26 protein-coding genes are annotated in these 26,084 nt (G+C 64.7%); 19 read left to right on the top strand and 7 right to left on the bottom strand.

Annotated features, from left to right (window positions below):
• From DPM35_RS02195 to rarD, 5 genes are all read left to right on the top strand, one after another.
• Complete coding sequence (locus DPM35_RS02195) at positions 1–492, top strand: GFA family protein (protein WP_112125684.1); 492 nt, start codon at positions 1–3, stop codon at positions 490–492.
• On the top strand, positions 489–965 hold the full coding sequence (locus DPM35_RS02190) for a GFA family protein (RefSeq protein WP_112126203.1): 477 nt from the start codon (positions 489–491) through the stop codon (positions 963–965). Before DPM35_RS02195 ends, DPM35_RS02190 begins: the two co-directional genes overlap by 4 nt.
• On the top strand, positions 962–1,927 hold the full coding sequence (gene pip, locus DPM35_RS02185) for a prolyl aminopeptidase (RefSeq protein ID WP_112125683.1): 966 nt from the start codon (positions 962–964) through the stop codon (positions 1,925–1,927). The genes DPM35_RS02190 and pip overlap by 4 nt, the downstream gene beginning before the upstream one ends.
• 211 nt (positions 1,928–2,138) lie before the next feature.
• Positions 2,139–3,755, top strand: coding sequence for a citramalate synthase (cimA, locus tag DPM35_RS02175; protein WP_112125682.1), 1,617 nt, complete (start codon positions 2,139–2,141; stop codon positions 3,753–3,755).
• 319 nt (positions 3,756–4,074) lie between these two features.
• Positions 4,075–5,004: an EamA family transporter RarD gene (rarD, locus tag DPM35_RS02170; protein WP_112125681.1), complete on the top strand. Its 930-nt coding sequence runs from the start codon at positions 4,075–4,077 to the stop codon at positions 5,002–5,004.
• Positions 5,005–5,014: 10 nt separating this feature from the next.
• Here the strand turns inward: rarD and DPM35_RS02165 are convergent, their stop codons facing one another.
• On the bottom strand, positions 5,015–6,010 hold the full coding sequence (locus tag DPM35_RS02165; protein WP_112125680.1) for a transporter: 996 nt from the start codon (positions 6,008–6,010) through the stop codon (positions 5,015–5,017).
• Between the two features lie 211 nt (positions 6,011–6,221).
• On the bottom strand, positions 6,222–8,777 hold the full coding sequence (locus DPM35_RS02160; RefSeq protein ID WP_181591923.1) for a bifunctional diguanylate cyclase/phosphodiesterase: 2,556 nt from the start codon (positions 8,775–8,777) through the stop codon (positions 6,222–6,224).
• Between the two features lie 387 nt (positions 8,778–9,164).
• Here DPM35_RS02160 and DPM35_RS02155 point away from each other — a divergent pair, with 387 nt between their 5' ends.
• From DPM35_RS02155 to DPM35_RS02140, 4 genes are all read left to right on the top strand, one after another.
• The gene (locus DPM35_RS02155) at positions 9,165–9,374 is read left to right on the top strand and encodes a DUF680 domain-containing protein (RefSeq protein WP_112125678.1); all 210 of its coding nucleotides are present in this window, start codon (positions 9,165–9,167) and stop codon (positions 9,372–9,374) included.
• Between the two features lie 301 nt (positions 9,375–9,675).
• Entirely contained in the window at positions 9,676–10,647 is a 972-nt protein-coding gene (locus tag DPM35_RS02150) for an MBL fold metallo-hydrolase (protein ID WP_112125677.1), read from the top strand.
• 37 nt (positions 10,648–10,684) lie between these two features.
• Positions 10,685–11,146, top strand: a complete 462-nt coding sequence (locus tag DPM35_RS02145; protein ID WP_112125676.1) for a tetratricopeptide repeat protein — start codon at positions 10,685–10,687, stop codon at positions 11,144–11,146.
• Positions 11,147–11,385: 239 nt separating this feature from the next.
• Complete coding sequence (locus DPM35_RS02140; protein ID WP_112125675.1) at positions 11,386–11,889, top strand: DoxX family protein; 504 nt, start codon at positions 11,386–11,388, stop codon at positions 11,887–11,889.
• Positions 11,890–11,905: 16 nt separating this feature from the next.
• Here the strand turns inward: DPM35_RS02140 and DPM35_RS02135 are convergent, their stop codons facing one another.
• On the bottom strand, positions 11,906–13,156 hold the full coding sequence (locus DPM35_RS02135) for an ROK family transcriptional regulator (protein WP_112125674.1): 1,251 nt from the start codon (positions 13,154–13,156) through the stop codon (positions 11,906–11,908).
• 189 nt (positions 13,157–13,345) lie between these two features.
• On the opposite strand from DPM35_RS02135, the gene DPM35_RS02130 reads away from it, so the two are divergent.
• The 5 genes from DPM35_RS02130 to DPM35_RS02110 all read left to right on the top strand — a co-directional run bounded on the left by DPM35_RS02130 (position 13,346) and on the right by DPM35_RS02110 (position 19,519).
• Positions 13,346–15,910, top strand: a complete 2,565-nt coding sequence (locus DPM35_RS02130) for an ATP-binding cassette domain-containing protein (RefSeq protein ID WP_112125673.1) — start codon at positions 13,346–13,348, stop codon at positions 15,908–15,910.
• Positions 15,907–16,896: an ABC transporter permease gene (locus DPM35_RS02125; RefSeq protein WP_112125672.1), complete on the top strand. Its 990-nt coding sequence runs from the start codon at positions 15,907–15,909 to the stop codon at positions 16,894–16,896. The genes DPM35_RS02130 and DPM35_RS02125 overlap by 4 nt, the downstream gene beginning before the upstream one ends.
• A gap of 49 nt (positions 16,897–16,945) precedes the next feature.
• Positions 16,946–17,947: a rhamnose ABC transporter substrate-binding protein gene (locus DPM35_RS02120; protein ID WP_112125671.1), complete on the top strand. Its 1,002-nt coding sequence runs from the start codon at positions 16,946–16,948 to the stop codon at positions 17,945–17,947.
• A gap of 67 nt (positions 17,948–18,014) precedes the next feature.
• On the top strand, positions 18,015–18,773 hold the full coding sequence (locus tag DPM35_RS02115; protein WP_112125670.1) for a glutamine amidotransferase: 759 nt from the start codon (positions 18,015–18,017) through the stop codon (positions 18,771–18,773).
• A 128-nt stretch (positions 18,774–18,901) separates the two neighbouring features.
• Positions 18,902–19,519 carry a nucleoside/nucleotide kinase family protein gene (locus DPM35_RS02110; RefSeq protein WP_112125669.1) on the top strand — a complete coding sequence of 206 codons (618 nt, stop codon included), beginning with the start codon at positions 18,902–18,904 and terminating at the stop codon, positions 19,517–19,519.
• Positions 19,520–19,525: 6 nt separating this feature from the next.
• Here DPM35_RS02110 and DPM35_RS02105 read toward each other — a convergent pair whose 3' ends face one another.
• A complete protein-coding gene (locus tag DPM35_RS02105; protein ID WP_112125668.1) occupies positions 19,526–20,308 on the bottom strand; it encodes a glucose 1-dehydrogenase in 783 nt (260 codons plus the stop codon).
• Entirely contained in the window at positions 20,295–21,326 is a 1,032-nt protein-coding gene (locus DPM35_RS02100; RefSeq protein ID WP_112125667.1) for an L-idonate 5-dehydrogenase, read from the bottom strand. The genes DPM35_RS02105 and DPM35_RS02100 overlap by 14 nt, the downstream gene beginning before the upstream one ends.
• A 191-nt stretch (positions 21,327–21,517) precedes the next feature.
• On the opposite strand from DPM35_RS02100, the gene DPM35_RS02095 reads away from it, so the two are divergent.
• The 4 genes from DPM35_RS02095 to DPM35_RS02080 all read left to right on the top strand — a co-directional run bounded on the left by DPM35_RS02095 (position 21,518) and on the right by DPM35_RS02080 (position 24,019).
• The gene (locus DPM35_RS02095; protein WP_112125666.1) at positions 21,518–22,234 is read left to right on the top strand and encodes a FadR/GntR family transcriptional regulator; all 717 of its coding nucleotides are present in this window, start codon (positions 21,518–21,520) and stop codon (positions 22,232–22,234) included.
• 231 nt (positions 22,235–22,465) lie between these two features.
• Positions 22,466–22,648 (top strand): hypothetical protein, encoded by a 183-nt coding sequence (locus DPM35_RS02090; protein WP_112125665.1) that lies wholly within the window; start codon positions 22,466–22,468, stop codon positions 22,646–22,648.
• A gap of 74 nt (positions 22,649–22,722) precedes the next feature.
• A complete protein-coding gene (locus DPM35_RS02085; RefSeq protein WP_146767910.1) occupies positions 22,723–23,103 on the top strand; it encodes a hypothetical protein in 381 nt (126 codons plus the stop codon).
• Between the two features lie 64 nt (positions 23,104–23,167).
• Positions 23,168–24,019 (top strand): hypothetical protein, encoded by an 852-nt coding sequence (locus DPM35_RS02080; protein WP_112125663.1) that lies wholly within the window; start codon positions 23,168–23,170, stop codon positions 24,017–24,019.
• Positions 24,020–24,060: 41 nt separating this feature from the next.
• Here DPM35_RS02080 and DPM35_RS02075 read toward each other — a convergent pair whose 3' ends face one another.
• Positions 24,061–24,351: a muconolactone Delta-isomerase family protein gene (locus DPM35_RS02075; RefSeq protein ID WP_112125662.1), complete on the bottom strand. Its 291-nt coding sequence runs from the start codon at positions 24,349–24,351 to the stop codon at positions 24,061–24,063.
• 113 nt (positions 24,352–24,464) lie between these two features.
• Here DPM35_RS02075 and DPM35_RS02070 point away from each other — a divergent pair, with 113 nt between their 5' ends.
• Entirely contained in the window at positions 24,465–25,352 is an 888-nt protein-coding gene (locus tag DPM35_RS02070; RefSeq protein WP_112125661.1) for a LysR family transcriptional regulator, read from the top strand.
• A 94-nt stretch (positions 25,353–25,446) separates the two neighbouring features.
• Here DPM35_RS02070 and DPM35_RS02065 read toward each other — a convergent pair whose 3' ends face one another.
• Complete coding sequence (locus DPM35_RS02065) at positions 25,447–26,058, bottom strand: LOG family protein (protein WP_112125660.1); 612 nt, start codon at positions 26,056–26,058, stop codon at positions 25,447–25,449.
• Positions 26,059–26,084: the final 26 nt, after the last annotated feature.

The raw sequence follows: 26,084 nt of genomic DNA, 5'->3' as shown, positions 1-26,084 counted from the left end.
ATGAGCCTCGACAACAGGCCGGTCTACACCGGCGGCTGCCAATGCGGCGCCGTGCGCTTCCGCGTCGAAGGCGCTTTGGGCGACGCCTCGGTCTGCCATTGCCGCATGTGCCAGAAAGCGAGCGGCAATTTCTATCTGCCGCTGGTGTCGGTGCGCGGCGCCACGCTGGACTGGACGCGCGGCGAGCCGAAACGCTTCCGTTCGTCCAACGCCGCCTGGCGCGGCTTCTGCGCCGAATGCGGCACGCCGCTGACCTTCGAGGCGCCGGACGGTATGGCGCTGGCGATCGCCGCCTTTGACGACCCGACCGGCATCGCGCCGACCATCCAATGGGGAACGGAAGCGAAGCTCCCCTATGTCGACGGCATCCCGAAGCTGCCGTCCGAGGACACGATGGCCGATATCGCTTCGGCGCCTTACCTCGCCGAGCTCGTCTCCTATCAGCATCCCGATCACGACACCGACCAATGGCCGCCGGAGGAAAGACCATGACCGATCAAGTTCGAACCGGCGGCTGCCAGTGCGGCGCCGTCCGCTTTCGCGTGCACGGCAAGCTCGGACGCCCATCCATCTGCCACTGCCGCATGTGCCAGAAACAGTTCGGCTCCTTCTTCGGTGCGCTGGTGACAGTGCCGAAGGACGGCGTCGAATGGACCCATGAGGAGCCGAGCTATTTCCAGTCCTCGGTCAACATCGACCGTGGCTTCTGCGCCCGCTGCGGCACACCGCTGACCTACCGCCAGCCCGGCGCGCTGGAGATCGCCATCGGCGCCTTCGACGACCGCTCCGATCTCGCGCCGCAGATCCAGGTGAACTACGCTGTCCGGCTGCCCTGGGTCGAAAAGATATTCGAGGCGCCGACGCTCGACGACCCCGACTTCTATCGGCGACAGGAGCAGATCATCTCCTTCCAGCATCCCGACCACGAGACGGCCAACTGGCCACAGCAGGGCTTGAAACTATGACGATCCACGCCAGTTCCCTGCGTACCCTTTATCCCGAGATCGAGCCGTTCGAGAGCGGTATGCTTGATGTCGGCGACGGCCACACCGTCTATTGGGAGCGCTGCGGCACCAGGGGCGCCAAGCCTGCCGTGTTCCTGCATGGCGGCCCGGGCGGCACCATCTCGCCAAAGCACCGGCGGCTATTCGATCCGAAACTCTACGACGTCATCCTGTTCGACCAGCGCGGCTGCGGGAAATCGACGCCGAACGCCTCGCTGGAGGCCAACACCACCTGGCATCTCGTCGCCGACATCGAGCGCCTGCGCGAGATGGCCGGCTTCGACAAATGGCTGGTCTTCGGCGGCTCCTGGGGTTCGACGCTGGCGCTCGCCTACTCGCAGACGCATACCGAGCGCGTCAGTGAGCTCATCGTGCGCGGCATCTACACGCTCACCCGCGCCGAGCTCGAATGGTATTATCAGTTCGGCGTCTCGGAGATGTTTCCCGACAAATGGGAGCGGTTCCTGGCGCCGATCCCCGAGGCCGAGCGCGGCGACATGATGGCCGCTTACCGGAGGCGGCTGGTCGGCTCCGACCGCGCGCGCCAAGTCGAAGCCGCCCGCGCGTGGAGCATCTGGGAGGGCGAGACGATCACGCTGCTTCCCGAACCCGAGACCAGCGACCCGTTCGCCCAGGATGATTACGCCGTCGCCTTCGCGCGCATCGAGAACCATTACTTCGTCCATGCCGGCTGGCTGGAAGAGGGGCAGCTTCTGCGCGACGCCTGGAAGCTGAAGGACATTCCCGGCACCATCGTCCACGGCCGCTACGACATGCCATGCCCGGCGAAATATGCCTGGGCATTGCACAAGGCCTGGCCGAAAGCGGATTTCCACCTCATCGAAGGGGCAGGGCACGCCTATTCCGAGCCGGGGATTCTGGATCGGCTGATCCGGGCAACGGATAGGTTTGCGGGCAAATAATCATGCAGCTTCGTGCTCTACGGCGCCCCCCTCTGGCCTTCCGGCCATCGCCCCCACAAGGGGGGAGATTGGATGTTGCCTTCGCTTTCGCCAACCGCCGACGTTGCAGGACAAGCGCCGTCGGCAAAGCTGCTAATCTCCCCCCTCGTGGGGGAGATGCCCGGCAGGGCAGAGGCGGGCGCGAAGGATCGCAGCTTTTCGAGCTATAGACATGAAAAAACAAAGACTTTTCCTCTTCGACACGACCCTCCGCGACGGCCAGCAGACGCCGGGCATCGACTTTTCCGTCGAGGACAAGATCGCCATCGCGAAGCTGCTCGATGATTTCGGCCTCGACTATGTCGAGGGCGGCTATCCCGGCGCGAACCCCACCGACACCGCCTTCTTCCAGAAGAAGCGGACTGAGCGTGCGAAATTCGTCGCCTTCGGCATGACCAAGCGGGCAGGGGTCTCGGCTTCCAACGATCCGGGGCTGGCGGCGCTGGTGCAGTCGAAGTCGGATGCCATCTGCTTCGTCGCCAAGAGCTGGGACTATCATGTCCGCGTCGCGCTCGGCTGCACCAACGAGGAGAACCTGGAATCGATCAAGACCTCGGTCGAGACGGCGGTCGCGGCCGGCAAGGAAGCGATGGTCGACTGCGAGCATTTCTTCGATGGCTTCAAGGCCAATCCCGATTACGCGCTGGCCTGCGCCAAGACGGCTCACGATGCCGGCGCGCGCTGGGTGGTGCTGTGCGACACCAATGGCGGCACGCAGCCCTCGGAAGTGCGTGCGATCGTCGAGAAGGTGATCGCCGGCGGCATCCCCGGCGACCATCTCGGCATCCACGCCCATGACGACACCGGCCAGGCGGTCGCCAACTCGCTCGCCGCCGTGGAGGCCGGCGTGCGCAAGATCCAGGGCACGCTGAACGGCATCGGCGAGCGCTGCGGCAACGCCAACCTGATCACCATCATCCCGACGCTTGCGCTGAAGCCGGCCTTCGCCAACCGTTTCGAAACCGGCATTTCGGCGGAGGATCTGACCGGAATATCCAGGCTCTCCCGCGCCTTCGACGAATTGCTCAACCGCGCGCCGGAAGCCCAGGCACCCTATGTCGGCTCCTCGGCCTTCGCCACCAAGGCCGGCATCCATGCCTCTGCGCTTGCCAAGGAGCCGGCGACCTACGAGCACGTGCCGCCGGAAGCCGTCGGCAATCGCCGCCGCGTCATGGTCTCCGACCAGGGCGGCAAGGCGAATTTCCTCGCCGAGCTGAAGCGGCGCGGCATCGAGGTGCCGAAGGACGATCATCGGCTCGACGCGTTGATCGCGGTGGTCAAGGAGCGCGAGGCCGAGGGCTATGCCTATGAAGGCGCCGACGCGTCCTTCGAGCTGTTGGCCCGCAAGATGCTGCATGGTTTGCCGGAGTTCTTCAACGTCACCTCCTTCCGCTGCATGGTCGAGCGCCGCTTCGACGCCAACGGCAATCTGAAGACCGTCTCCGAGGCGATCGTGAAGGTCGAGGTCGACGGCGAGGAAAAGATGTCGGTGGCCGAAGGCCACGGCCCGGTCAACGCGCTCGACATCGCGCTGCGCAAGGACCTCGGCAAATACCAGAGCGAGATCGTCGACCTCGAGCTCGCCGACTTCAAGGTGCGTATCCTCAACGGCGGCACCGAGGCCATCACCCGCGTTCTGGTCGAATCGCACGACTCCACCGGCGCCCGCTGGTGGACGGTCGGCGTATCGGAAAACATCATCGACGCTTCCTTCCAGGCGCTGATGGATTCGATCGTCTACAAGCTGATGAAGAACCGCGAGATGGCTGGGCTGGTGGCGGCGGAGTAGGCGCCGCCGCTTTTCCTCGCCCCCGCAAAGCGGGGGAGAGGTGGCCCGGCGAAGCCGGGACGGAGACGGGGACGCCCTCTGCGAAGTCAGAGTCGATGCAAGAGAGGGTGCGAGGCCAGTCTCAAAGACACTTATCCCGAAGCGATAAATTGCCGGCCGCCGCCGCTGACCCCTCTCCGTCCCGGCTTCGCCGGGCCACCTCTCCCCACTGCGTGGGGCGAGGAACTCGCATGGCTGCTTGAACCATCACGAAAAGTCCGTTGATCCATCATAATTTTGTGATGGTCTTGGGCGATCCGCTGGGCCATAGCGTTGGGCCATGGTCACCGCTACAGCCGATCTCGATCAACACGCCAAGGGCCGCCGCGGCTTCCTTCTGGCGCTTGGCGCCTATTTCCTCTGGGGGCTGTTGCCCTTCTACATGAAGGCGGTGGCGCATCTGCCGCTTGCCGAGGTGATCGCCAACCGCGTCGTCTGGTCGGTGCCGATCGCGGCGGCGGTGCTCATCTGGGCCGGCCGCACCACCGACTTCAAGGCGGCGATCCGCTCGCCCAAAAGCCTTGCCATGGCGGCGCTTACGGCGACGCTGATCTCGGTCAACTGGGGCATCTATGTCTGGGCGATCGCGGTCGATCGCACTGTCGAGACCGCCCTGGGCTATTACATCAACCCGCTGGTCAACGTCGTCGTCGGCGCGGTGCTGCTCGGCGAGAAGCTTGACCGGCTGCAGATCGCGGCTGTTGCGCTGGCCGCGATCGCGGTGACGGTGCTGACCGTCGAGGCAGGCAAGCTACCCTGGGTATCGCTGGCGCTCGCCTTCTCCTTCGCCGCCTACGGCTTCTTCCGCAAGACGCTGCCGATCGGCCCGAGCCAGGGCTTTCTGCTCGAGGTGCTTTTGCTGTCGGTGCCGGCGCTTTGCTACATCGTCTATCTGATCGCCACCGGCCAGGATCATCTCATCTCCAGCACCGGTTCCGACACAGCCTTGCTGATCGGCTGCGGTCCGATCACCGCGGTGCCGCTGCTGCTCTTTGCCTTCGGCGCAAGGCTGCTGCGGCTCTCCACGATCGGCATCATGCAATATATCGCGCCGACCATGGTGTTCCTGATCGCCGTGCTGATCTTCGACGAGCCGTTCGGCACCACGCAGGCCATCGCCTTCGCGCTGATATGGACAGCGCTGGCGATGTACAGCTGGTCGATGTTTAGGGGCCGCGAAGCGCGGCCGGCGGCGCCGGCGACGAGATAGGATCGGCGCGCTACACGCGCCCCAGCCGTCGCACGATCTTGTAAACGATGCCGGCGATGACAACCGAGATCGCCGTCACCACCCAAAAGCCGTGCGGCGTGTCGACCAGCGGCAATCCGCCGACATTCATGCCGAACAGGCCGGAGATGATGGTCATCGGCAACAGCACCGCCGTCATGACCGACAGGATGTAGAGCAGCTGGTTCGACTGTTCGGTGAGCTTTGCCATCAGCTCGTCCTGCAACAGGCGCGTGCGCGCCTGCAACTGCTCGCCGTCGTGATGCAGCGTGTGCGCCCGGTGCGAGAGCCGTGTTGCCATGTCGTTGATCGGGTCCGGCAGCTCGTTGCGATGCGAATGGTCGAGGTGGCGGAAAAGGCTGGTGAGCGTCGCCATCTGCCGGTGGATCAGCACCAGCTGCCGGCGCGCGTCGACCAGCGCCTGGCGCTCATTGTGCCATGCATCGCAGACAATGCGGTCCTCGATGCCGTCGAGCGTGTCGCCCATCTTGTCGAGCTCGGCCGCCATGCCGTCGAGCGACTGGCCCATCACCGCCTCGATCAGCTCGGCCGGCGTGCGGAATTTCCGCGTGCCGCTCTCCACCAGCTTGCGGATCCTGTCGACCGATTCCAGCGGCTGCTTGCGTGCGCCGACCAGCATCCTGTCGTTGAAGGCGAAACGGAAATGGGTGAGCCCGCGCGCTTCGGCGAAATCGTGCCTGAGGTCGGGCAGGTCACCATAGAGGAAGTCGTCCTCGAAATCGATCTGGCAGCCATGGCTGGGCGACAGGAAAGCGTCGCGCACCGGCGCCGGCAGGGCCTTTTCGCTGCCGATCTCCTGGCGGGCGCGCATGTCGGTGATCTGGTAGCTGCGCCAGCTCCAATGCGCCTCGGCGTGATCCGTGGTGCGGGAACCGTCGGCCTTGAAATGGTAGATGAAGAACAGCCCGTGCTCGTCCGGCAAATAGGGCGAGAGATCGGTGCCTTCGGCGGGGAGGGCGATGTTCATGGCGGCTTCGCCGGCTCTTGATGCGGTCGGGGTCGCGGGGGCGGCCACGGCAAACCTACCACGGCGATTACCGCCGGGTGTGACAGTCTGATGACCGGGTTTTCACCGACTCTCGCTTTCGACAGGGCTGTCCTATCGTTTGCCTGCTTGCCGAACGGGTCGCGCAGCCGGCAACGGCCCAGTCAAACGGTGGCTCGACGAGTCGACATCGCTATCCCGCCGCCAGCCACTTGCGCGACTGCGCAAAGGTCCTGAAGGATTTTGCGTCCATCGGGCGCCCGAAGGCGTAGCCCTGCAGGATGTCGCAGCCGAGCTCCTTCAGGATGCGCGCATGCTCCATCGTCTCGACGCCTTCTGCCACGACCCCGATGCCAAGCGATTTGCCGATCTCGATGATCGACGACACCAGCCGTCGCTGCGCCGCCGAGCCGGTTATCGGCGTGATGAGCTGGCGGTCGATCTTGAGACGGCGCGGCTGCAGTTTGAGAAGGCTGACGACGGATGCATAGCCTGTGCCGAAATCGTCGATCTCAATGTCGATTCCGAGTTCCTTGATGTGCTCGATGTTCCAGGCGACAAGGTCGTCTTGCTCATCGAGAAAGATGGATTCCACGAGCTCGAATGAAACGGTTCCCTTCTTGATCCCCAGCTTGCGCAGGCCGTTGATGAGATCCTTGTCTTCCAGCCTTCGTGCCGAGACATTCACCGAGACGCGCGGGATGTTAAGCCCGTCCAGCGACCAGCGCTGGAAATTCTCGAGCGTTTGTTCGAGGATCGTGCGGTCGATCAGCGAGACCACGTTCAATTCCTCGGCCACCTTGAGGAACACGTCGGGGGCGAGGATGCCGCGCCGTGGATGGCGCCAGCGCGACAGCGCTTCGACACCGACGATCTCAAGTGTGTTGGCGTCGAACTGCGGCTGGTAATAGGCAATGAACTCGTTGCGCTCGAGCCCGCCGAGAATCTCGTCGGCGGTCTGCTTGGTCTTCACGATTTCGCTTTGCAGCTCTTCGTTGAAGAACTCATAGCGGTTGCGCCCTCTGCTCTTGGCTCGGTAGAGCGCGAGATCGGCATTGACCAGCAGTTGCTTGGCATCGATGCCGCTATCGGCCGCAATCCCAATGCTGACCCCAAACCGGCATTGGTGGCCCTTATAGTCGACGGGCTGGCGCATCGCTTCGATGATCCGGTCCGCGAGTGTGGCGAGTTCATCGTCCCCACGCCCGCGGCACACCACGATGAACTCATCCCCGCCGATCCGCGCCACGAAGTCGGATGCCCGGGCATTGGCCTTGATGACGTTCGAGGCGTGGATAAGCATGGCGTCGCCTGCCGCATGGCCGAGCGTGTCGTTGATGTGCTTGAAGCGGTCGAGGTCGAGATGCAGCAATGCAGTGCGGTCATCGTGCGCCCCTGCCAGCATCTCGTCGAGATAGCGGCGATTGGGCAGGCCCGTTAGAGAATCATGCAGCGCAACGTGCTCGATGCGCGCCTTGGCGGTTTCGAGTTCGGCGTTCTTCGATTCCGACAATTGCCTCTCACGCACCAGATTCTCGTTGAGCAGGACGTCGCTGGTCACGTCCCATTCGGCGCCGATCATCTTGGGCGTGTCGCCGACGTCCTGCAGGAAGCTTGCCCGCGTGCGCACATGACGGATGGTGCCGTCTGGAAGCTTGAGACGGTATTGCGAGGAATAGGGGCCCTTGGTCGCGGCCGCGGCATCGAAATCGTTCCTTGCGCGTTCGAGATCGTCTGGATGAATGGTCAGCGCCCAGTCGTCATAGCCACGCGGACGGCCGTCAGCCGGCTTGCCATAGATTTCGTTGACGCGGTCATCCCAGATGAGCTCCGAGGTTGCAAGGTCATGCTCCCAAACGCCGATGCCCGAGGCGTCGAGCGCCAGCTCCAGCCGCTGCGAAAGCCGCCGCAATTCCGCGTAGTTCTTCTGTCGCTCGCCGAATAGCCATCCCGCCGCCACGATAGGCAGCACCACCAGGGCGCCAGCAAGCGCCATCGTCGCGCGCAGCGCGGTCTCGTTCTTCGGCGTGGCTGGCCAGCCGTGCTTCGGCGTCGCCGCCAATTGCCAGGAACCCGACGGCAGTTCCACTTCGGCCGTGACCGGGTTGCTGTTGACGACGTTCTCGCTGCCGAAGAAGCGTTGGCCGCCGCTGCCCAGCGCGTCCTTGCCTGTCAGGGCGACCTCGATGTCGAGGTCGGGATCGGTGAGGCCGCTTGCGGCATAGAGCCTGTCGACATCGATGACCGCCGAGATGATGCCCCAGAACCGATCGCTGCCGCCAACCGTCGGCACGAAAATCGGAATCCGGCCGATGAAGCCTCGGCCGCCCTGGGCGAGGTCGACCGGACCGGCAAGCACCAGGGCGCGCTGGTCGCGCGCCCGTAGCGCGGCCATGCGCTGCGCTTCGTTCTTGCGGTAGTCGAGTCCGAGCGCCTTTTCATTGCCTTTCATGGGATACATCAGCGAGATCACAAGATCGGGCGCGCCGGCGATGTTGCGCAGCTGTGATTTCTCTTTGAACAGGTTCGCGGCAAGCGAGGCAAATCTCTGTTGCCCCATATACGGCTCCGTCGTCACCGCTGAAGCAAGGCCCTGCACCAGCTGCAGGTTGCCGTTTATGTTGCCCTCGAGCTTTGCGCGGATGATGTTGACCTTGGCGAGCACCTCGGCGCGCATCAGTTGGTCGGAGACTTCTCTGTTTTGCTGATCGACGAAGAGGGCGCAGATCGCAAGCACGAAGACGGCAATCGCCGCCGGCAAGTTGGCGGAAGAGAAGATGGCCTGTCTGACGCGGCCGATATTTGAGACTGCCCCGGTCAATTCGACCCGAATACCTTTCCTGGACGAAGGTCCATCGGTCGAAGCTAATGGAAAGTGCTTAAGTTAAAACTTCCACGCCGGCTTCCAGTTGCAGTGCCGGCAGCCCGCAGGCTTGCTTTCAGCCCACAAACTGGAGCCATGCTTAACGCCGGCTAACCAGCGGCCGCCGCCAGTTTCATCTGGAAAAATCGCGATTTTGTCGTCCTGCAAAAAATCTTCCGGTCCGCGGGAATAAAGCCCGGGCCTTCCGGGTCTTTGCTGTAGCGAGGCCATCCTCCCAAGGCACGCATCAACCAACCCGGAAGGAATACGCATATGAACAAGATCGCCCTCACCGCAGTCGCCATCCTCGTTGCCACCGGCAGCGCCTTTGCCGGCAGCGACCACTTCTCCGCGAACGCCCGGCAGGCAGCGGCCGTCGACACCACCACCACTGCTTCCATCGTGAAGATGGACCGCCACGACATGAAGCCGGCGGCCAAGATCGCTGCGGATGAGCCCGGCCAGGGCATCTGGGGTCACTAAGCATGGGTCAGAACCGCAGGTTCTGGTCCCGGCGGGACCGAAAGGTCCTCGCCCATGGGGCAGAACCGCAGCTTCTGATCCCAGGTGAGGAGACGGGACCCGAGGTCTTGATCCCAGGCGGGGAAGGCACGCCTCGCCGGGCTCGGAACCGGAGTCCCGATCTCCCGGTGCCGGTCGGTCTTCAGTCGGACCGGCCGGCACCGGTTCCGCAGCCGGCGGAGGGTCGCACCGGGCCCTCCGCCAACCTTCTCATACCGCCTGAAACCTGAAGCAAATTTGCAGCCACAAGAGGAGATTTCTGATGTTCAACATGACACGCCGCATGGTGCTCGGATCCGCCGCCGCCGCTGCCGCCTTCGGCATTGCCGGCAAGCTCGAATTCGCGCCCGCGGCCCACGCCGAGACCCCGGTCGAGCCGCTTGTCGGCTTCTACAAATACAAGGTCGGCTCGCTCGAGGTCACCGCCGTCTATGACGGCATCTGGCGCAAGCCCCACGACCCGGCCTTCATCAAGGATGTGTCGGTCGACGACACCAAGGCGGCGCTCGCCAAGGCGGGGCTGACCACTGAGTTCATGCCGATCCCGCTCACCGTCGTGGTGCTGCAGATGAACGGCCGCACCATCATGATGGATGCCGGCTCGGGCGTCGGCCAGTGGCAGGCCAACGCCACGCATCTGCCGGCCAACATGAAGGCCGCCGGCATCGACTACAAGGCGATCGACACCATTCTGATCTCGCATTTCCATCCGGACCATGTCTGGGGCCTGATGGAGAAGGGCACCAACGATCCGGTGTTCCCGAATGCCGAGCTGATCGTCAACGCCACCGAGTACAATTGGTGGACGGATCCGAGCCGCCTCGCCAAGCTGCCGGAGGGCCGCAAGCCGGCGGGCAAGCGCATCGCCGAGAACTTCCCGAAGTGGAAGAACTGGAAGCTGGTCGCCGACGGCGCGGAAGTGGTGCCAGGCATCCGCCTCATGGCGGCGCCTGGCCATACGCCTGGACATTCCGTCTACCATGTCGATGCCGGCGCCGAGCAGTTCCTCGTCTCGGCCGACACCATGTATGTGCCGGCGCTGCTTGCCCCGCATCCCGAATGGCAGGGCAGCTACGACCAGGACGGGCCGATGGCGATCGCCACGCGCCACCGGATCATCGACCAGGTGATCGCCGACAATGTCCGCATCTGCGGCTCGCACTTCCCGTTCCCCGGCACAGGCAGCTTCGTCAAGGACGGCAATGCCTACGCCTTCACCCCAACCCAGATCTGATCTCAAATCGGATCACGTATAGAAAGCGACAACTTCCATGAAACACGCACTTTTTGCGGTGCTCGGCGCCATTGCAGTGCTGACTGCTGCCCCGATCGCCATCGCCGTTCCGGCCTATGCGGTGGACGACATCGAAGGCGCCGATGCGCCCGACCTGACTGCCGTGAAGGCCAAGATCGACGCCAAGGACTACAAGGGCGCGCTGGCCGACTTGCGCGACCTCGCGCAGGACACCCAGCAGGCCGACGTCTACAATCTGCTTGGCTTCACGCTGCGCAAGACCGGCGACTACCAGACCTCGCTGACCTACTACACCAAGGCGCTGGAGCTAAAGCCCGACCACAAGGCCGCGCATGAATATCTGGGCGAGCTCTATGTCGAGACCGGCGACATGGCCAAGGCCAACGAGCAGCTCGCCTCGCTGGAGAAGCTGTGCCCGTCGGGCTGCGAGGAGCTATCCGACCTCAAGCAGGCCATCGACACCAAGGTGACGAAGTAACGCTGTTCCTCGCTCCCGCGAAGTGGGGGAGAGGTGGCCGCGAAGCGGCCGGAGAGGGGGTCTGGCGCTGACCTTGCCCCACGACGACCAACTTTTTTGGGCGCCACGGCGGTAGCGCCCGAAAACCGGAGCCGGCGTTCCTCTCCCTCGCGCCGGCTCCGACCTTTCAACCTCGAGCGCGCTGGCGCGTATCCACGCGGACGCCGGGCGCACTGTTTCCAAGGGATTGGATCCCGACGATGACACCGACCGAACTTGCCGAAAAACTTCACGCCAGGGACGTCGTCCTGCTGGCCGGCCGTCTGCTCCTGTCCCTGATCTTCGTGCATGAGGGAATGCAGCTGGCGACGCATTTCGAGGGCGCCCAGAAGGCGATGGCCGCGCTTGGCGTCGGCACGCCGCTGCTCATTGCCACCATCGCGCTGCAGCTCGGCGCCGGCCTGTCGGTGGCGCTCGGCATCCTGGCGCGGCTGGGCGCGATCGGGCTCGGCCTGTTCTGCCTGATGACGGCCAGTCTCTTCCACACCAATTTCGCCAGCCAGAACGAGCTGCTGCACTTCGAGAAGGATCTCGCCATCGCCGGCGGCATGTTCATCCTGGCGCTCGCCGGTTCCGGCAGGCTGTCGGTGGACAGGGTGCTGGTCGCGATGCGGAAGGGCACGGATGGCGCGAGTGCCACAGCCGACGCTACGACGACCGTCGAGCCGCATCTGTCGACAGGTGTCACAAGTCTGCCAGTGTGACGGCCATACCGTTTTGTCAGCCCTGGCCGGCAAGTGCCGAGAGACTGCCGAGCAGCTTTGTCCGGTCCTTGCCGATCATCAGCACGCTGCTGTCGGGCGCCAGCAGCGCCGAGAAGGGCAGCATTGCCGCGCCGATCGGCGAGGCTTCGGGGCCGAACTGTCCAGGCACGATTTCCGGCGCCACGATGCCGATGGCGCTGACCCGGTTGAACTGGCTCTGCACCTTCGCCAGCAGCTCGAGATGGATCGATCGCGGCAGGATCGAGTCCAGCACGATCGCCTCGATGTCGATGACCGAGGTGATCGCGATGATCGCTTCGACCAGCGCGTTGGCGCAATCCTCGATCCATTCGAACAGCGGCTCGCGCGCGCCGGGCGGCATGGGATCGAGCTCGCGCACGCGGACGATCTCGATGCCGCGCGACTTCAGGTGATTGACCAGCACATAGATCGAGGCGCGGTGCAGCAGGCTCTGGTAGCGCGCGGGCTTCGCCGCCACTGAATCGAGGCTTGACGGCGAGACCGGCAGCGGGCCGAGCGCGGCGCTGTTGCCATGCGGGCCGGTATGCACCTTGCCGCCCTGCACCAGGCCGCCGCCGACGAAGGTGTCGATCGAGATATGCATGAAATCATGAAAGCGCGCGCCGGCGCCCTGGACGAGTTCCGCCAACGCCGCCGAGGTCGCATCGTTCTCGATGAACACCGGCGCCTTCGGCGGGGTCGCGAAGAAGGTCATGAGGTCGATAGCTTCCCAGCGATCGCCGAGGTCGTCCGGGAAACCCAGCTCCTCGCTCCAGCCCCCCAGGAAATAGGGCGAGGCGATGCCGACGCCGACGATCGAGGCATCGTTGAGGCCGTCGACCAGCGCCTCGAAATTGGCAAGCGAGGTGTTGCCGGCGCGGCGCACCAGATCCGGGTCCGGATAGCGGTATTCGTGCGACGCGCGCGCCCGCACCTCGCCGGCGAAATCGACCAGCACCGCTTCCAGCGCGCGCCGGCCGATCTTGATGCCAACGCTGTAGATGCGCTCCGGCGCCAGCCGGTAGAGGATCGAAGGCGATCCGCGCTGCCCGAACCTTTTTCCAACTTGCTTTACGAAACCGGCCTGCTCCAGTCCATCGACGATGTCGGCGACGGCAGCGGGGGTGAGATGGGCGGCGCGTGCCAGATCGGATTTGGACGCCTCCTTCAGGCGCCGGATGGCATCGAGCACGAAACGCTCATTGTAATGCCGAACCTTGACCGAATTGCTGCCTTTTCCCGACACAACGCCATCTCCCAGGTCTTGCCGCAAGCACGGCCGGCTCTATCTGCAATCGCGGCCGTGAAGCCGCTGGATCGCGTCGAAGCACGGCGCGACACTGCGCGTTGCGCGCAAGGAAGTCAATTTTCCGGTTGCGGGATGGGCGCATTTAATATAGCAAATTGAAAAAATAACTGCGACCAGGGAGGAAACGTGCTGCAGCAAGGCGCGCTTGGCGAAGCCGTCGCGACGGCGGGAGGAACAGCCGTTCCAGTGGCGCTGGTCGGCGCCACCAAGGCCTTTGGCGGCACCGTCGCGCTGAAGGACGTTTCCTTCGACTTGCATTCGGGCGAGGTGCTGGCGCTGCTCGGCGAGAACGGCGCCGGCAAGAGCACCTGCGTGAAGCTGCTCGCCGGCGTGTACTCACCGACCGATGGCCATGTCGAGGTCGACGGCAAACCCGCCGCCTTCCGCTCGCCGCATGACGCTCAAGGTGCCGGCATTGCGGTCATGCATCAGCATCCCGGCTTGTTTCCCGACCTGTCGGTCGCGGAAAACATCTATCTCGGCCACATGCCGCGCGATCGTTTCGGCGGCATCGACAATGCCGCCATGCTTGCCGGCGCGAAGAAGGTTTTGGCGACCGTCGGTCTTGCCGTGCCGGCCGACACCCGGCTCGGCGCCCTGCGCACCTCCGAGCAGCAGCTGGTCGAAATCGCCCGCGCGCTGTCGCTCGACGCGCGCGTGCTGATCATGGACGAGCCGACCGCCGCGCTCTCGCAGCGCGAGGTGGAGCGGCTTTTCGCCGTCGTCGCCGATCTCAGGCAACATGGCGTGGCGATGATGTTCGTCGGCCATCGCATGGATGAGATCTTCCGCATTGCGGACCGCATCGCCGTGCTGCGCGACGGGCGCCTCGTCGGCGTCCGGCCAAAGGCCGAGCTTGGGCGCGCTGCGGCGATCTCCATGATGGTCGGCCGCGAGGTCAGCGATCTCTATCCGGACCGCCGCGAAAAACCCGGCGCGCTGGTGCTCGAGGCGAGGGGGCTCTCCCGCGCCGGCGCCTTCGCCGACATCGACCTCAAGCTCCATGCCGGCGAGGTGGTGGGCTTGGGCGGTCTCGTCGGCAGCGGCCGCACCGAGATCGCGCGCGTGCTGTTCGGCATCGATCAGCCTGATGACGGCGAGATACTCATCGACGGCAGGCCGGTGCGTTTCACGTCCGCGCGCGACGCCATGGACGCGCGCATCGCGTATGTCTCGGAAGACCGCATGGGCCAGAGCCTGGTGATGGATTTCGGCGTTCTCGACAACGCTGTGCTGCCGGTTCTGGACAAGGCGGCGCGCTTCGGCCTTTACGGCACCGACCGCGCCATCGGCCTCGTCGCCGATTGGCTGAAGCGCATGAAGCTGCGTTTCGCCGGCTATGGCCAGCCGGTGAAGGAGCTGTCCGGCGGCAACCAGCAGAAGGTGGTGCTGGCCAAATGGCTACGCACCGAGCCGCGCGTGCTTATCCTCGACGAGCCGACGCAAGGCATCGACGTCGGCACCAAGGCCGAGGTGCATGCCATGATCGCCGACCTTGCCGCGCAAGGCATGGCGATCCTTTTGATCTCGTCCGAAATGCCCGAGCTCATCGGCATGTGCGACCGCATCGTCGTGCTGCGCGAGGGCCATCCCACCGCGGAGTTTTCGAGCGGCGAAGCGACCCAGGAAAAAGTGCTCGAGGCGGCGACCCGCACGGTCGAGCAAGCCGGTGCACCGACCGAGGCCGCGCAGGCCGCGCTCGAGGAAGCAAGCAAAGGCCCGGCGAATATCCTCAAGCGCCGCGAGTTCGGCCTGCTCGCCGCGACGCTGGCGGTCGCCATTCCAGTCACCATCATCAACCCGCGCATGGTCAGCGCCGCGAACCTGACGGCGGTCTCGATGGACGCGGCGTTGTTGGTGGTCGCGGCACTTGCCCAGATGCTGGTGCTGATCACCCGCAACATCGACCTTTCCATCGCGTCGGTGATCGGCCTGTCGGCCTATATGGCGGCCAGCATGGTGCAGGCCTATCCCGGCCTCGACATCGCCATTGGCCTGGCGACCGCCTGCGCCGTCGGCACGGTCTGCGGGCTCATCAACGGGCTGGTCGTCACCCGGGGGAAAATCCCCGCGATCGTCGTCACTTTGGCCTCGATGTCGATCTTCCGCGGCTTCAACTCGATCTGGGCCGCCGGCGATCAGGTCAGTGCCGACGAGGTGACGCAAAGATGGCTCGATATGACCGGGCTGAAGCTCGCCGGCGTGCCGCTGATCGTCGCCATCGCCGTCCTCATCCTCTGCGCCGGTTATGTACTGCTTTACCGAACGGCGATCGGCCGCGAACTGTTCGCCACCGGCTCCAATCCGGATGGCGCTCGCCTCATCGGCATCCCCGTCGACCGGCGCATCCTGATGGCCTTCGGCCTGGCCGGGCTGCTCGGCGGCCTCTGCGGCGCGCTCTGGGCCTCGCGCTACGCCACCATCGACGCCCGGGTCGCGCTCGGCTTCGAGCTGACGGTGATCGCGTCCGCGGTGGTCGGCGGCGTCGCCATCCGTGGCGGTTCCGGCACGCTGCTCGGCATCGTGCTTGGCTCGCTGACGCTGCTGGTCATCAAGAACGGGCTGACCCTTGTGCGCGTCGATCCGCTCTGGCTGCAGGGCGTTTACGGCCTGGTGATCCTCGTCGCCATCGGCATCGACACCTTCATCGTGCGCCGCGCCGAGCAGGCAAGACAGGCGAGGATGAGATGACCAAGTTCCTCCGCTCGATCGACTTCTGGGACCTGCTGCTCGCCGCCGCCTGTCTCGCGGTCTTCCTCTATGCCGCGATCTTCGTGCCGAACTTCGTCTCCGGCTTCAATCTCTCGCAGCTTGCCGCCAGCGCGTCGGAAAAGGCGCTGCTGATCCTTCCCATGACGCTGCTCATCATCTGCCGCGAGATCGACCTTTCGATTGCCTCGGTGCTGGCGCTGACCTCGGTGATTTTCGGACTGGCTGTCCAGGCCGGCATGCCGACACTTGCCGCGATCCCGCTGACGCTCGTCTTCGGCGCATTGCTCGGCGCCTTCAACGGCTTTCTGGTGTCGGCGCTCGGCCTGCAGTCGCTGGTGGTGACGCTGGGCACGATGGCGCTCTATCGGGGCATCGGCTACATCCTGCTCGGCACCGGCTCGGTCAACATCCTGCCGCCCGCGATCGTCGATTTCGGCATCGACAATCTGCCGGGAACGCAGATTCCCTGGACCATCGTGCCCTTTCTCTTACTGGCGCCGATCTTCGCTGTCGTGCTGCAGAAGACCGCAACCGGCAAGCGGCTTTATGCGCTGGGCGGCAGCCCCGAAGTCGCCCGTTACTCCGGCATAAACACGCGCCGCATAGTGCTTGCGCTGTTCGTCCTCTCAGGCGTCGTCGCGGCCATTGCCGGCATCGTCTACACGGCGCGCCTTGCCAATGCGCGCGCCAACAACGCGCTCGGCATGGAGCTCGACGTCATCACCATCGTGCTGCTCGGCGGCGTCAGCGTCTTCGGCGGCAAGGGCAAGTTGACCGGCGTGATGCTCGCGCTGGTGCTGATCGCCATCATCCGCAACGTGCTCGCGCTCAACCAGATCGGCGGCGACGCTCAAGGGATGATCATCGGCCTGCTTCTGATCGGCTCGCTGCTCATCGGCAATTACTGGCGCTCGTTGGAGGAGCGCCTCTCAAGATCGCGCGCCTTGCGCGAAACCAAGGGGTGATCTCGGGCCCCTTCCTGCAAGCCCGAATTCTCAAACGGAGGAGTGTACAATGAAAGCGTTTCGACTAGGCCTGCTTGCATCCGCGGTTCTGCTTGCCCCTGCCTCGTTGGCCCTTGCCGACGAATGCGCCAAGGAGCCGGTGACTGTCGGCTTCCTGCCCAAGCTTGACACCGATCCCTATTTCAAGGTCGCCCAGCAGGGCGCGGAAGAGGCAGCCAAGGAGATCGGCGGCAAGGCCATCCAGGTCGCGCCCTCGCAGGCGACTGCCGAGGCGCAGATCGATTTCATCAACAGCCTTGTCACGCAGAAGGTCGGTGTCATCGCTATCTCGGCCAATGACGCCAACGCGGTCGCGCCGGCGCTGAAGCGCGCCGCGCAGCAGGGCGTCAAGGTGGTGTCCTACGATTCCGACGTCGCCGGCGACGCCCGCGCCGTCTTCGCCAATCAGGCCAAGGGCGACAGCCTGGCCGAGATGATGCTGGAAAGCGCCTACAATCTGATGGGCGGCGAGGGCGACTTCGCCATCCTGTCATCGACGCCGACGGCCACCAACCAGAACGCCTGGATCGACTTCATGAAGAAGAAGATGGCGGCCGAGCCGAAATTTTCGAAGATGAAGCTGGTGCAGGTCGCCTATGGCGAGGAAAGCGAGCAGGTCAACCAGCAGCAGGCGCTGGCGCTCGTCCAGGCCTTCCCGGACCTCAAGGCGATCATCGTTCCGGCTGGCATCGGCCTGCCGGCCGCGGCGCGCGCGCTGGAGGAAGCCGGCCTGATGGGCAAGGTCAAGCTGACGGGCCTGGCGCCGGCGACGCTGATCTCGAAATACATCAAGGACGGCTCCGCCCAGGATATCTGGTGGAATGTCTCCGATCTCGGCTACCTGACCTACCAGACCGCCCAGGCGCTGGCGCAATGCAAGATCACCGGCAAGGAAGGCGAGAAGTTCAAGGCCGGCCGTCTCGGCGAATACACGATCGGCGCCGGCGGCGAACTGGTGCTCGGTCCGGCCAAGATCGTGACGCCGGAGAACCTGGCCGAGTTCAAGTTCTGAACCTGCAAAACTCGGCGGGCGCGCCAGGCGCCCGCCGTCCCTTTCTCAGTCGACCGGACGGTGAGGCATGAAGATCCTGCTTGCGGGGGAAACCTTTTCGGCCACGACATCGGTGGCTTCCGGCGCCGAGGTGCTGACGAGCGCCGCCTATGTCAATGGCGCCGCCGCGTTCAACGCCGCTCTGGCGGCCGAGGGCATCTCGGTCACCCAGGTCGGCGGCGAACGCTGCCCGGCCGAGTTCCCCTACGACCTCGAAGCGCTTGCGCCCTACAAGGCGGTGGTGATTTCCGATGTCGGCGCGCTGAGCCTGCTGGTCACGCCCGAGGCGCGCGCCGGACGTGTCGGCGTCAATCGCCTCGACCTGCTGAAAGCCTATGTCGAGGGCGGCGGCGGTCTGATGCTGGCCGGCGGCTATATGGGCTTCCAGGGCATGTTCGGCACCGCCCGCTTCCACGACACGCCGGTGGAGGATGTGCTGCCGGTGCGCTGCTTGCCGTTCAGCGACGGGCTGGAAGTGCCGCAGGGCTTGCAGGCTTCCATTCTTCAGGCGTCGCATCCGATCCTTGCCGGCATCGAGGGGCCGCTGCCGCCGATCCTCGGAATGAACAAGACCGACTTCCGCCGTGACGGCTCCTCCCGGCTTCTCGCCTCCTGCCACTATCGCGGCGCCGACTGGCCGCTGCTTTCGGTGCGCGAGCTTGGCAAGGGCCGGAGCGCCGCCTGGACGACCGACATCGGACCGCACTGGCTGTCGCAGGATTTCCTCGCATGGCCGCTCTACGGCCGGCTGATGGGCAACATCATCCGCTGGATATCGGGCGACTGACTCTCACCGCTTTGACCAGTGCCGCCGCCCGGCGCTCCCTCCGGGCATCGCCAGCTCGACCGGCTTGGCGAGGCGGCACTGGTCAAACCCTTTTCATTTTGCAAAAGGCCAAGGCCCAAGGACCGACCATGAGCGACTGGAATGATCTCGTCTCGCGCATCCTTGCGACAGAGGCCGGTGCTGCGCGCACCATGATCGCCATCGCCGGCCCGCCGGCTGCAGGCAAATCGTCCATCTCGGAACGGCTGCGAACCGCGCTCGCCGGCGAGGGCGCCGAAATCCTGCCGATGGACGGCTTCCATTATGACAATGCCGTGCTCGACCAGCTCGGCCTGCGCCAGCGCAAGGGCGCGCCGCAGACCTTCGACTTCGACAATTTCGAGCTCACCCTGCGGCGGGTGCGCGACAGCACGGCAAGCGTCGCAGTGCCCACTTTCGACCGGCCGCTCGACCTGTCGCGCGCCGGCGCCAGGCTGATCGTGCCGGCGACCCGCTACGTCATCGTCGAGGGCAATTACCTCCTGCTCGACCGCGCGCCCTGGTCCGGCCTTGCCCGGCTGTTCGATCTGACGGTCTTCCTCACCGCGCCGCGCGCCGAGCTCGAACGAAGGCTGCTCAAGCGCTGGACCGACCTGAGCTACCCGGATGAATATGCCGTCGCCAAGGTGCGCGGCAACGACATGCCCAATGTCGACCTCGTGCTGGAACACAGCATGCCGGCGGACGTGACCTGGGAGGCTGGGTGAGGGCCGCTACAAAACGCTCGTGATGCCGCCATCCACCAGCAGCGTCTGTCCGGTGATAAAACTCGCCGCATCCGACGCCAGGAACACGGCGGCGCCCGCCAGTTCCTCGACATCGCCCCAGCGCCGCATCGGCGTGCGGCCGGTAAGCCAGCTCGAAAATTTCTCGTCGGCGACCAAAGCTGCATTCATCTCGGTCTTGAAATAGCCGGGCGCGATGGCGTTGACGCGCACGCCGTGCTGGCCCCATTCGCCGGCCATCGACTTGGTCAGCATGGTGATCGCCCCCTTGCTCGCCGCGTAGGGCGCGATCGAGGGGCGGGCCAGCGCGCTCTGCACCGAGGAGACGTTGATGATGACGCCCTTGCGGCGTTGGATCATGCCCTTCACCACGGCGCGGCTCACTTTGAACACGCCATCGAGATTGGTCGCCATCAGCGCGTCCCAGTCGGCATCGGAAAAAGTTTCGAGCGGCGCGCGGCGCTGGATGCCGGCATTGTTGACCAGGATATCGATCGGCCCGGTGCCGGATTCCGAAGCCGCGATTGCCGCATCGACCGACTGGGTGTCGGTGACGTCGATCACGGATTCCGCGACCGTGTGGCCTTCGGCACGCAGCCTGTCGCCGGCAGCCTTCAGTTCCTCCATCTTGCGGCCGCCGAGCGTGACGCGCGCGCCGGCCGCGGCCAGCGCCTCCGCGAAGGCAAACCCCAGCCCGCGGCTGGCGCCGGTGACGAAGGCATGCCTGCCTTCCAGGCCGAAGAGACGGCCGAGATAATCAGTCGAACGCAATTTGCACCTTCATCGATTGCGATTTGTCGCTGGCCAGATCGAAGGCTTTTCGCGCCTCGGCGAGGGGCAGCGTGTTGCTGAGCAGCGGCGCGACGTCGATGCGGCCAGAGCCGATCAGGTCGACCGCAAGCGCGAATTCCGTGTCGAAGCGGAAGCTGCCCTTCACCTGGATCTCCTTGGTGACGATCATTGACATCGAGAGTTCCGCCGTCGCGCCCTGGCCGACGGCTACCAGCGTGCCGCGGGGCTTGATGATAGGCAAGGCGCTGGCCACTGTCGCGCCCTGGCCGGCGGCCTCGAAGACGACGTCGAAATACCCCTTGTTGGCGGCGTAGCCGTCCATCGCTTCGGCATTGGAGGCGACGTTGATGGTGCGGTCGGCACCGACCTTGGCGGCGTATCGCAGCGGCCTGTCCTGCACGTCGGTGACGACGATTTCGCGCGCGCCGGCAAAGCGCGCGGCCAGCACCAGCAGTGTCCCGATCGGCCCGGCGCCCATGATCAGCACGCGACTGCCATAGACCGGCGCCTGGTCGACCGCATGCAGCGTCACAGCGAGAGGCTCGGCGAAAGCGCCGGCCGTGGGGTCGGAGTCCTTCGCCAGCGGCACGGCATTATCGGCGCGGCAGACGACATGTTCGGCAAAGCCGCCCTGCACATGCGGCGTGCGCATCGCAGACCCCAGGAAGCGCATGTCGACGCAATGGATCGGCTGTCCGGCCCGGCAGAAGGCGCAGGAACCACACGGGTTGGCGGGATTGACGGCGACCGCCGTGCCCACCGCCGGCCCGGAGACGCCGGCGCCCAGCGCCTCGACATGGCCGGCGATCTCATGGCCGAGGATCATCGGCTCCTTCATGCGCACGGTGCCGAAGCCGCCATGGCGGAAATAATGCAGGTCGGAGCCGCAGATACCGCCGCGGGCAATGCGCACCAGCACCTCGCTTGGGCCGGGCTCCGGCGTCGCGCGCTCCTCGACGTCGAGGTCGAGCGGCCGGCGCAGCACCACGGCACGCATGGAGGATGTTGGCGACAAACCGGCTCTCCGCTGTTTCGCCCGGATTTCCGCTGCCACAGCTAGCAGGAAAACCGTGGCCGTTCCAATTATTTATCTGACAAATCAGATGATATGGACAACCACTGGTTTGGTGAGGTATCAACCTGACCGTTCATCGCTGGGCTGGCAGACTCTGAAATGGGCCGGGACAAATGGCAGGCAACCAGACCTCGTCGGTGACGGACGAGATAGCCAACATCCTCGGCCGCGAGATTCTCGGCGGGCTGTTTCCCCCCGGCGCGACCTTGATTGGCGAGGAGGAGATCTGCGCCCGCTTCCGCGCCAGCCGCAGTGCCGCCCGCGAAGCGGTGAAGATCCTGTGGGCCAAGGGCCTGCTGGTCACCCGCCCGCGGCGTGGCTCGCGCATCCGTCCGCTGAAGGACTGGAATTTTTTGGACCCTTCGGTGTTGGGCTGGCTGCGCGAAAGCGCGACGCCGCGCCATTTCATCACCGAGCTCCTGGAGGTGCGCCTGGGCTTCGAATGCGAGGCGGCGGCGCTTGCCGCGAGCCGCAACAACGCGGACGAGATCGCCGCCATCCGCGAGGCCTTCGAGGCGATGCGCGCCGCCTCCTCCGGCCAGGGCGATCCGGTCCTGTCGGACGCCGCTTTCCATGAAGCGGTGCTTGCCGCCACCGGCAACCGCTTCTTCCTGCCGCTCTCGGCGCTGATCCACACGGCGCTGCAATATAGCGTGCCGACCACCAACGCGCTGTTCGGCCATCAGGTGGGCGACCTCGACGCGCATGGCAAGGTGCTGAAAGCGATAGAGGCCGGTGACTCGGCAAGAGCCCGCAAGGCCATGCACGACATGTTGAGCGAGGTGCTCGCCCGCGTCCGCACGGCCGTTGAGCTTACGGGCGCAGCCTGAGCCGCGACAGGCCGGACCTTCGTGTTGTTCCGGCCTGCGTTTGTGACGGCTAATGCAGATAACCGAGCAGCCAAAGAATAAGGATGACGGGCAAAGGAATCCCGATAAGCCAAAGCAATCCGCCTCGCAGCATGACGATCTCCAAAATTTTGTTGTGGGAGGCAACGCTAATGCGCGGGCTTTGTTCCGGCGCGAGAATCTGCTGATCTATCCGAGCGGACGGAGGGGCCAATGCTTAAATGGGGTGCCATCCTGGGTGCGATCGGCTTTCTCGGCGGTTTCGTCGGTCCGGTCATCTTCACGCCGGAAGCAAATCAGGGTCCGCTGCTTGGCATCTTCATCACAGGCCCGCTCGGCTTCATTCTCGGGCTGATGGTCGGCTTTGTTCTGCGGATGCTGCCGGAGCGGCGCTAGACTGGCGGATAGTCGTTGCCGTTACGCACAATTAAGGCCGAACCCGTACATTGCGTGGCATCCGATCGGGGATTGTGGCCATGAGCCAGCGAGCGTTCATCACTCTGCTGATCCTGCTGGCGGTCCTCGTCGCGCTGTCGGCGACGTCCTTTCCAGGCGCGATGATCGGCTTTCTGTTCGGCATCACTATCGCCTTCTTCGTCGCCGGGCCGGCCATGCTGATCGGCAAGGTGCTCGAGAACAACGGCATCGCGATATCCGGCCAAACGGCGCTGTGGTTGCTGGCCGGCTTCTATGCGCTGCTCATCTTGGCCGCTGCATTTCAGATCTGGCGCCGGTTTCAGCGTCAGGAGCCCGACCAGGCGCGCTCGGCGGGGCTGCGGCTGGCGCTGCTGGTCGCGTTGCCGATGATGGCATGGCTGTCGGTGAACGCGATGCAGGATGCCTGGCCGTAGGCCACTAGGCTCCGGCCCAACAAACTGGCAGGATGGCCCGATCAACGCGATTGGGGGCGATCGCATGACCTTGCTGCAATTTCCGGTCACCGGCGAACAGGTCTCAAACGAGGAGACGGAAGAAGTCATCCGCGAGGCGGAACCGCATCGCGGCCTCGTGCGCTACCGCCCCGATGGCGGCGAGCTTTTCATCCATACAAGGGTGAACATGGCGCTGATGCGCGCCGCCGCATCGCTGCCGATCCTGCGCCTGAAGATCACGCCGCGCGGAAACGAAGTGATGCCGCGCGATGGGCTGCTGACGCCCAAAGGGTCGCAGCGTAACTATGCTTTCCTCGAAAAGCTCTGCGAGGATCTGGTCGCCGCGAACTGCCCCGCCTGTTATATCGCCGAGCAGCATGGCGAGGGCCGCCGCGATTTCTACTTTACGAGCGAAGACATCGCCGGTTTCGAACAGATAGCCGGCAGGGTCGCCGAGGCGCTGGCCTTTCCGCTCGCCGTGGAACGGCATTCGCTTGCCGCGCTGGCGCCGCTCATTCTTCCGACTGAAGCGATAGGCGATCTCGGACTGGAAGTCGCGGCGGACGCCCGCATCCGGCCGACGCGCTTCGAGTTCCGGGGCGCTGAGCCGTCTCTGGCAAAGCTGCGCGCCGCTCTCGAAAAGCGCGGCTATCGCTTCCTTGGCATGGAGATAGTCTCGCACGAGCTCAGGATGGCGAAGGACGTGCGGATCGATGGCGAGGGATTTCGCGCCGTGCTGAAGGAGATCGTTCCCTTGGCCCGTTCGCTCCGATGCAGCTATTGCGGCACGGAGACCGTCGAGGGCCTGGATCAGTTCCTGCTCACTCGCCCGCTGCCCGAGCGCTACGGCGGCACGCGCCCGGGACTTTTCGGCCGTCTCTTCGGTCGCGGATAGGCCCTGCCAGGTTGGCCGCGGCAGCTAACGCTGCTGTTGCTTCAGCGCTTGGGTCCAAAACCCGGATAGGGATTGAGTGGCACAATCGCCGCAATGTCCATCATGCCGGCCTCGATCAGCGGCAGTGTGGCGAGATGGCCGCGCACTTCCTTCTCGTCGCCCGCCTCGAACATGATGCCCGTGCCGGGAACGTCGCCGCGGTTCCAGATCTGGCGTACGGCGCCTTGCACGTAGAGCGTCTTGCGCTGTTCGGATTCCGGCGGGAGCAACGGCGCGAAATCGGCATCGCTGAATTTCTGTGTGTTGCGGGTGAGCAGGGCAAAGAACTGCATGGGGGTCTCCTTCGTGGCTGGGTTGACGGGGAGATATCGCGCCGGCTGTCCAGACTGTCCAAGACTGATTAGGATAAAGTTCAGACCTTTCAGGACTTGAATTGGAGTGAAAGATGCTCGACCTGCGCCAGATCAGATATTTCGTCGCCGTCGCCGAGGCCGGCAATGTCGGCCGAGCCGCCGAGCAACTGCACATCTCGCAGTCGCCCTTGAGCCGGCAGATCATGCAGCTCGAGGAGCAGCTCGGCGTCACTTTGTTCGAGCGCGCGAAGCAGCGCGTCCATCTCAATGCCGAGGGCAGGGCCTTCCTTGCCGAAGCCCGAGCGCTGCTTGCCAACGCGGCGCGGCTGGAAGAAATCGGCCGCAACCTCGCCAGCGGCGCCGCGGGCAGCCTTGCCATCGGCTATGTCGAGGGCGCGGTGCATTCCGGGCTGGTTGCCGCGATGCTGAAGGATTTTCGCCGAGCACGGCCGGATTTTCATCTGCAGCTGCGCAGCCGCCGAACGGCGGCGCAATTCGAGGATCTGAGGCAGCGCGTCCTCGATCTCGGTTTCGTTTACTCGCCGGCGCTGGAAGGTGACCCCGATCTTGAAAGCGTGCTGGTGCGGCGCGAGCCGCTGGTGCTGGCAATTCCCGAGGGCGATCCGCTCGCCGGTGTCGCCGACGTCCAACCCGGCGATCTCGACGGTCGCGTCTGGATCACCGTTGTGCGCCAGCCCGGCGACACCAACCGCGCGCAGTTCCTGGCGGCCTGCGCCGAATCCGGCTTCGTGCCCGATATTGCCTATGAGACGGCCGATCCGTTGACCTCGCTCGGCCTGGTCAGCGCCGGTCTCGGCCTCGCCACGGTCCAGGCAAGCCTGCGAAGCGCAGCCCCTCCCGGGGTGATCTTCCGCGACCTGCCCTGGTTCAAGCGCAGCGTTTCGATCCATCTGGCGTGGCGAAGGAATGACCGGCGGACGGTGATTGGGGATTTGAGGAAGGCGGTGAATGGTGAATAGTGAATAGTGAGTAGTGGACAGACATCGGGGTTGCGTGATCCGACTATTCACTATTCACTATTCACTATTCACTATTCACTATTCACTATTCACTCTACATCTTATCTATCACCGACTGCACCCCTTCCGTCGGCGCGTCGACGGACGAGCCCGCCACCATGATGGCGGCGACGATCGCTTCCGGGTCATTCACCACCAGCGGCTTCACGCGATGCGCGGTGTGGATGAAGCCTTCCTCCGACATGTGCTCGATCAGCGCCAGCATCGGGTCCCAGAACCCCTTGACGTTGGCGAAGACGATCGGCTTGCGGTGATGGCCGAGCTGCGCCCAGGTCATGATCTCGACGATCTCCTCCACCGTGCCGATGCCGCCCGGCAGCGCCACAAAGGCGTCGGATTTTTCGAACATGCTGTGCTTGCGCTCGTGCATGTTGTCGGTGATCAGCAATTCGTCGAGCTTGTCGAGGGCTGTCTCGGTCGCTTCCCTGTTGACCAGGAAGCGCGGGATGATGCCGGTGACCTTGCCGCCGGCCTTGAGCGCGCCGTCGGCGACGGCGCCCATGATGCCCTTGGTGCCGCCGCCATAGATGAGGCGCAACCCGGATTTGGCAAGCGAGCGGCCAAGCGTGTGGCCGGCCTTGATATAGGCCTCGTCGCGGCCCGGAGACGAGCCGCAATAGACGCAGACGGATCGAATCGTGTTCATGGCGATGATTGGTTATAGGGACGGTC

Source organism: Mesorhizobium atlanticum, assembly GCF_003289965.1.
Classification (GTDB): Bacteria; Pseudomonadota; Alphaproteobacteria; order Rhizobiales; family Rhizobiaceae; genus Mesorhizobium; species Mesorhizobium atlanticum.
This window is presented reverse-complemented; position numbering and strand designations above follow the sequence as displayed.

Bases quoted from the DNA above. Each gene is read 5' to 3' on its own strand.
- DPM35_RS02195 (WP_112125684.1), top strand. From the start codon at position 1: ATGAGCCTCGACAACAGGCCGGTCTACACCGGCGGCTGCCAATGCGGC.
- DPM35_RS02190 (WP_112126203.1), top strand. From the start codon at position 489: ATGACCGATCAAGTTCGAACCGGCGGCTGCCAGTGCGGCGCCGTCCGC.
- pip (WP_112125683.1), top strand. From the start codon at position 962: ATGACGATCCACGCCAGTTCCCTGCGTACCCTTTATCCCGAGATCGAG.
- cimA (WP_112125682.1), top strand. From the start codon at position 2,139: ATGAAAAAACAAAGACTTTTCCTCTTCGACACGACCCTCCGCGACGGC.
- rarD (WP_112125681.1), top strand. From the start codon at position 4,075: ATGGTCACCGCTACAGCCGATCTCGATCAACACGCCAAGGGCCGCCGC.
- DPM35_RS02165 (WP_112125680.1), bottom strand. From the start codon at position 6,010: ATGAACATCGCCCTCCCCGCCGAAGGCACCGATCTCTCGCCCTATTTG.
- DPM35_RS02155 (WP_112125678.1), top strand. From the start codon at position 9,165: ATGAACAAGATCGCCCTCACCGCAGTCGCCATCCTCGTTGCCACCGGC.
- DPM35_RS02150 (WP_112125677.1), top strand. From the start codon at position 9,676: ATGTTCAACATGACACGCCGCATGGTGCTCGGATCCGCCGCCGCCGCT.
- DPM35_RS02145 (WP_112125676.1), top strand. From the start codon at position 10,685: ATGAAACACGCACTTTTTGCGGTGCTCGGCGCCATTGCAGTGCTGACT.
- DPM35_RS02140 (WP_112125675.1), top strand. From the start codon at position 11,386: ATGACACCGACCGAACTTGCCGAAAAACTTCACGCCAGGGACGTCGTC.
- DPM35_RS02125 (WP_112125672.1), top strand. From the start codon at position 15,907: ATGACCAAGTTCCTCCGCTCGATCGACTTCTGGGACCTGCTGCTCGCC.
- DPM35_RS02120 (WP_112125671.1), top strand. From the start codon at position 16,946: ATGAAAGCGTTTCGACTAGGCCTGCTTGCATCCGCGGTTCTGCTTGCC.
- DPM35_RS02115 (WP_112125670.1), top strand. From the start codon at position 18,015: ATGAAGATCCTGCTTGCGGGGGAAACCTTTTCGGCCACGACATCGGTG.
- DPM35_RS02110 (WP_112125669.1), top strand. From the start codon at position 18,902: ATGAGCGACTGGAATGATCTCGTCTCGCGCATCCTTGCGACAGAGGCC.
- DPM35_RS02100 (WP_112125667.1), bottom strand. From the start codon at position 21,326: ATGCGTGCCGTGGTGCTGCGCCGGCCGCTCGACCTCGACGTCGAGGAG.
- DPM35_RS02095 (WP_112125666.1), top strand. From the start codon at position 21,518: ATGGCAGGCAACCAGACCTCGTCGGTGACGGACGAGATAGCCAACATC.
- DPM35_RS02090 (WP_112125665.1), top strand. From the start codon at position 22,466: ATGCTTAAATGGGGTGCCATCCTGGGTGCGATCGGCTTTCTCGGCGGT.
- DPM35_RS02080 (WP_112125663.1), top strand. From the start codon at position 23,168: ATGACCTTGCTGCAATTTCCGGTCACCGGCGAACAGGTCTCAAACGAG.
- DPM35_RS02075 (WP_112125662.1), bottom strand. From the start codon at position 24,351: ATGCAGTTCTTTGCCCTGCTCACCCGCAACACACAGAAATTCAGCGAT.
- DPM35_RS02070 (WP_112125661.1), top strand. From the start codon at position 24,465: ATGCTCGACCTGCGCCAGATCAGATATTTCGTCGCCGTCGCCGAGGCC.
- DPM35_RS02065 (WP_112125660.1), bottom strand. From the start codon at position 26,058: ATGAACACGATTCGATCCGTCTGCGTCTATTGCGGCTCGTCTCCGGGC.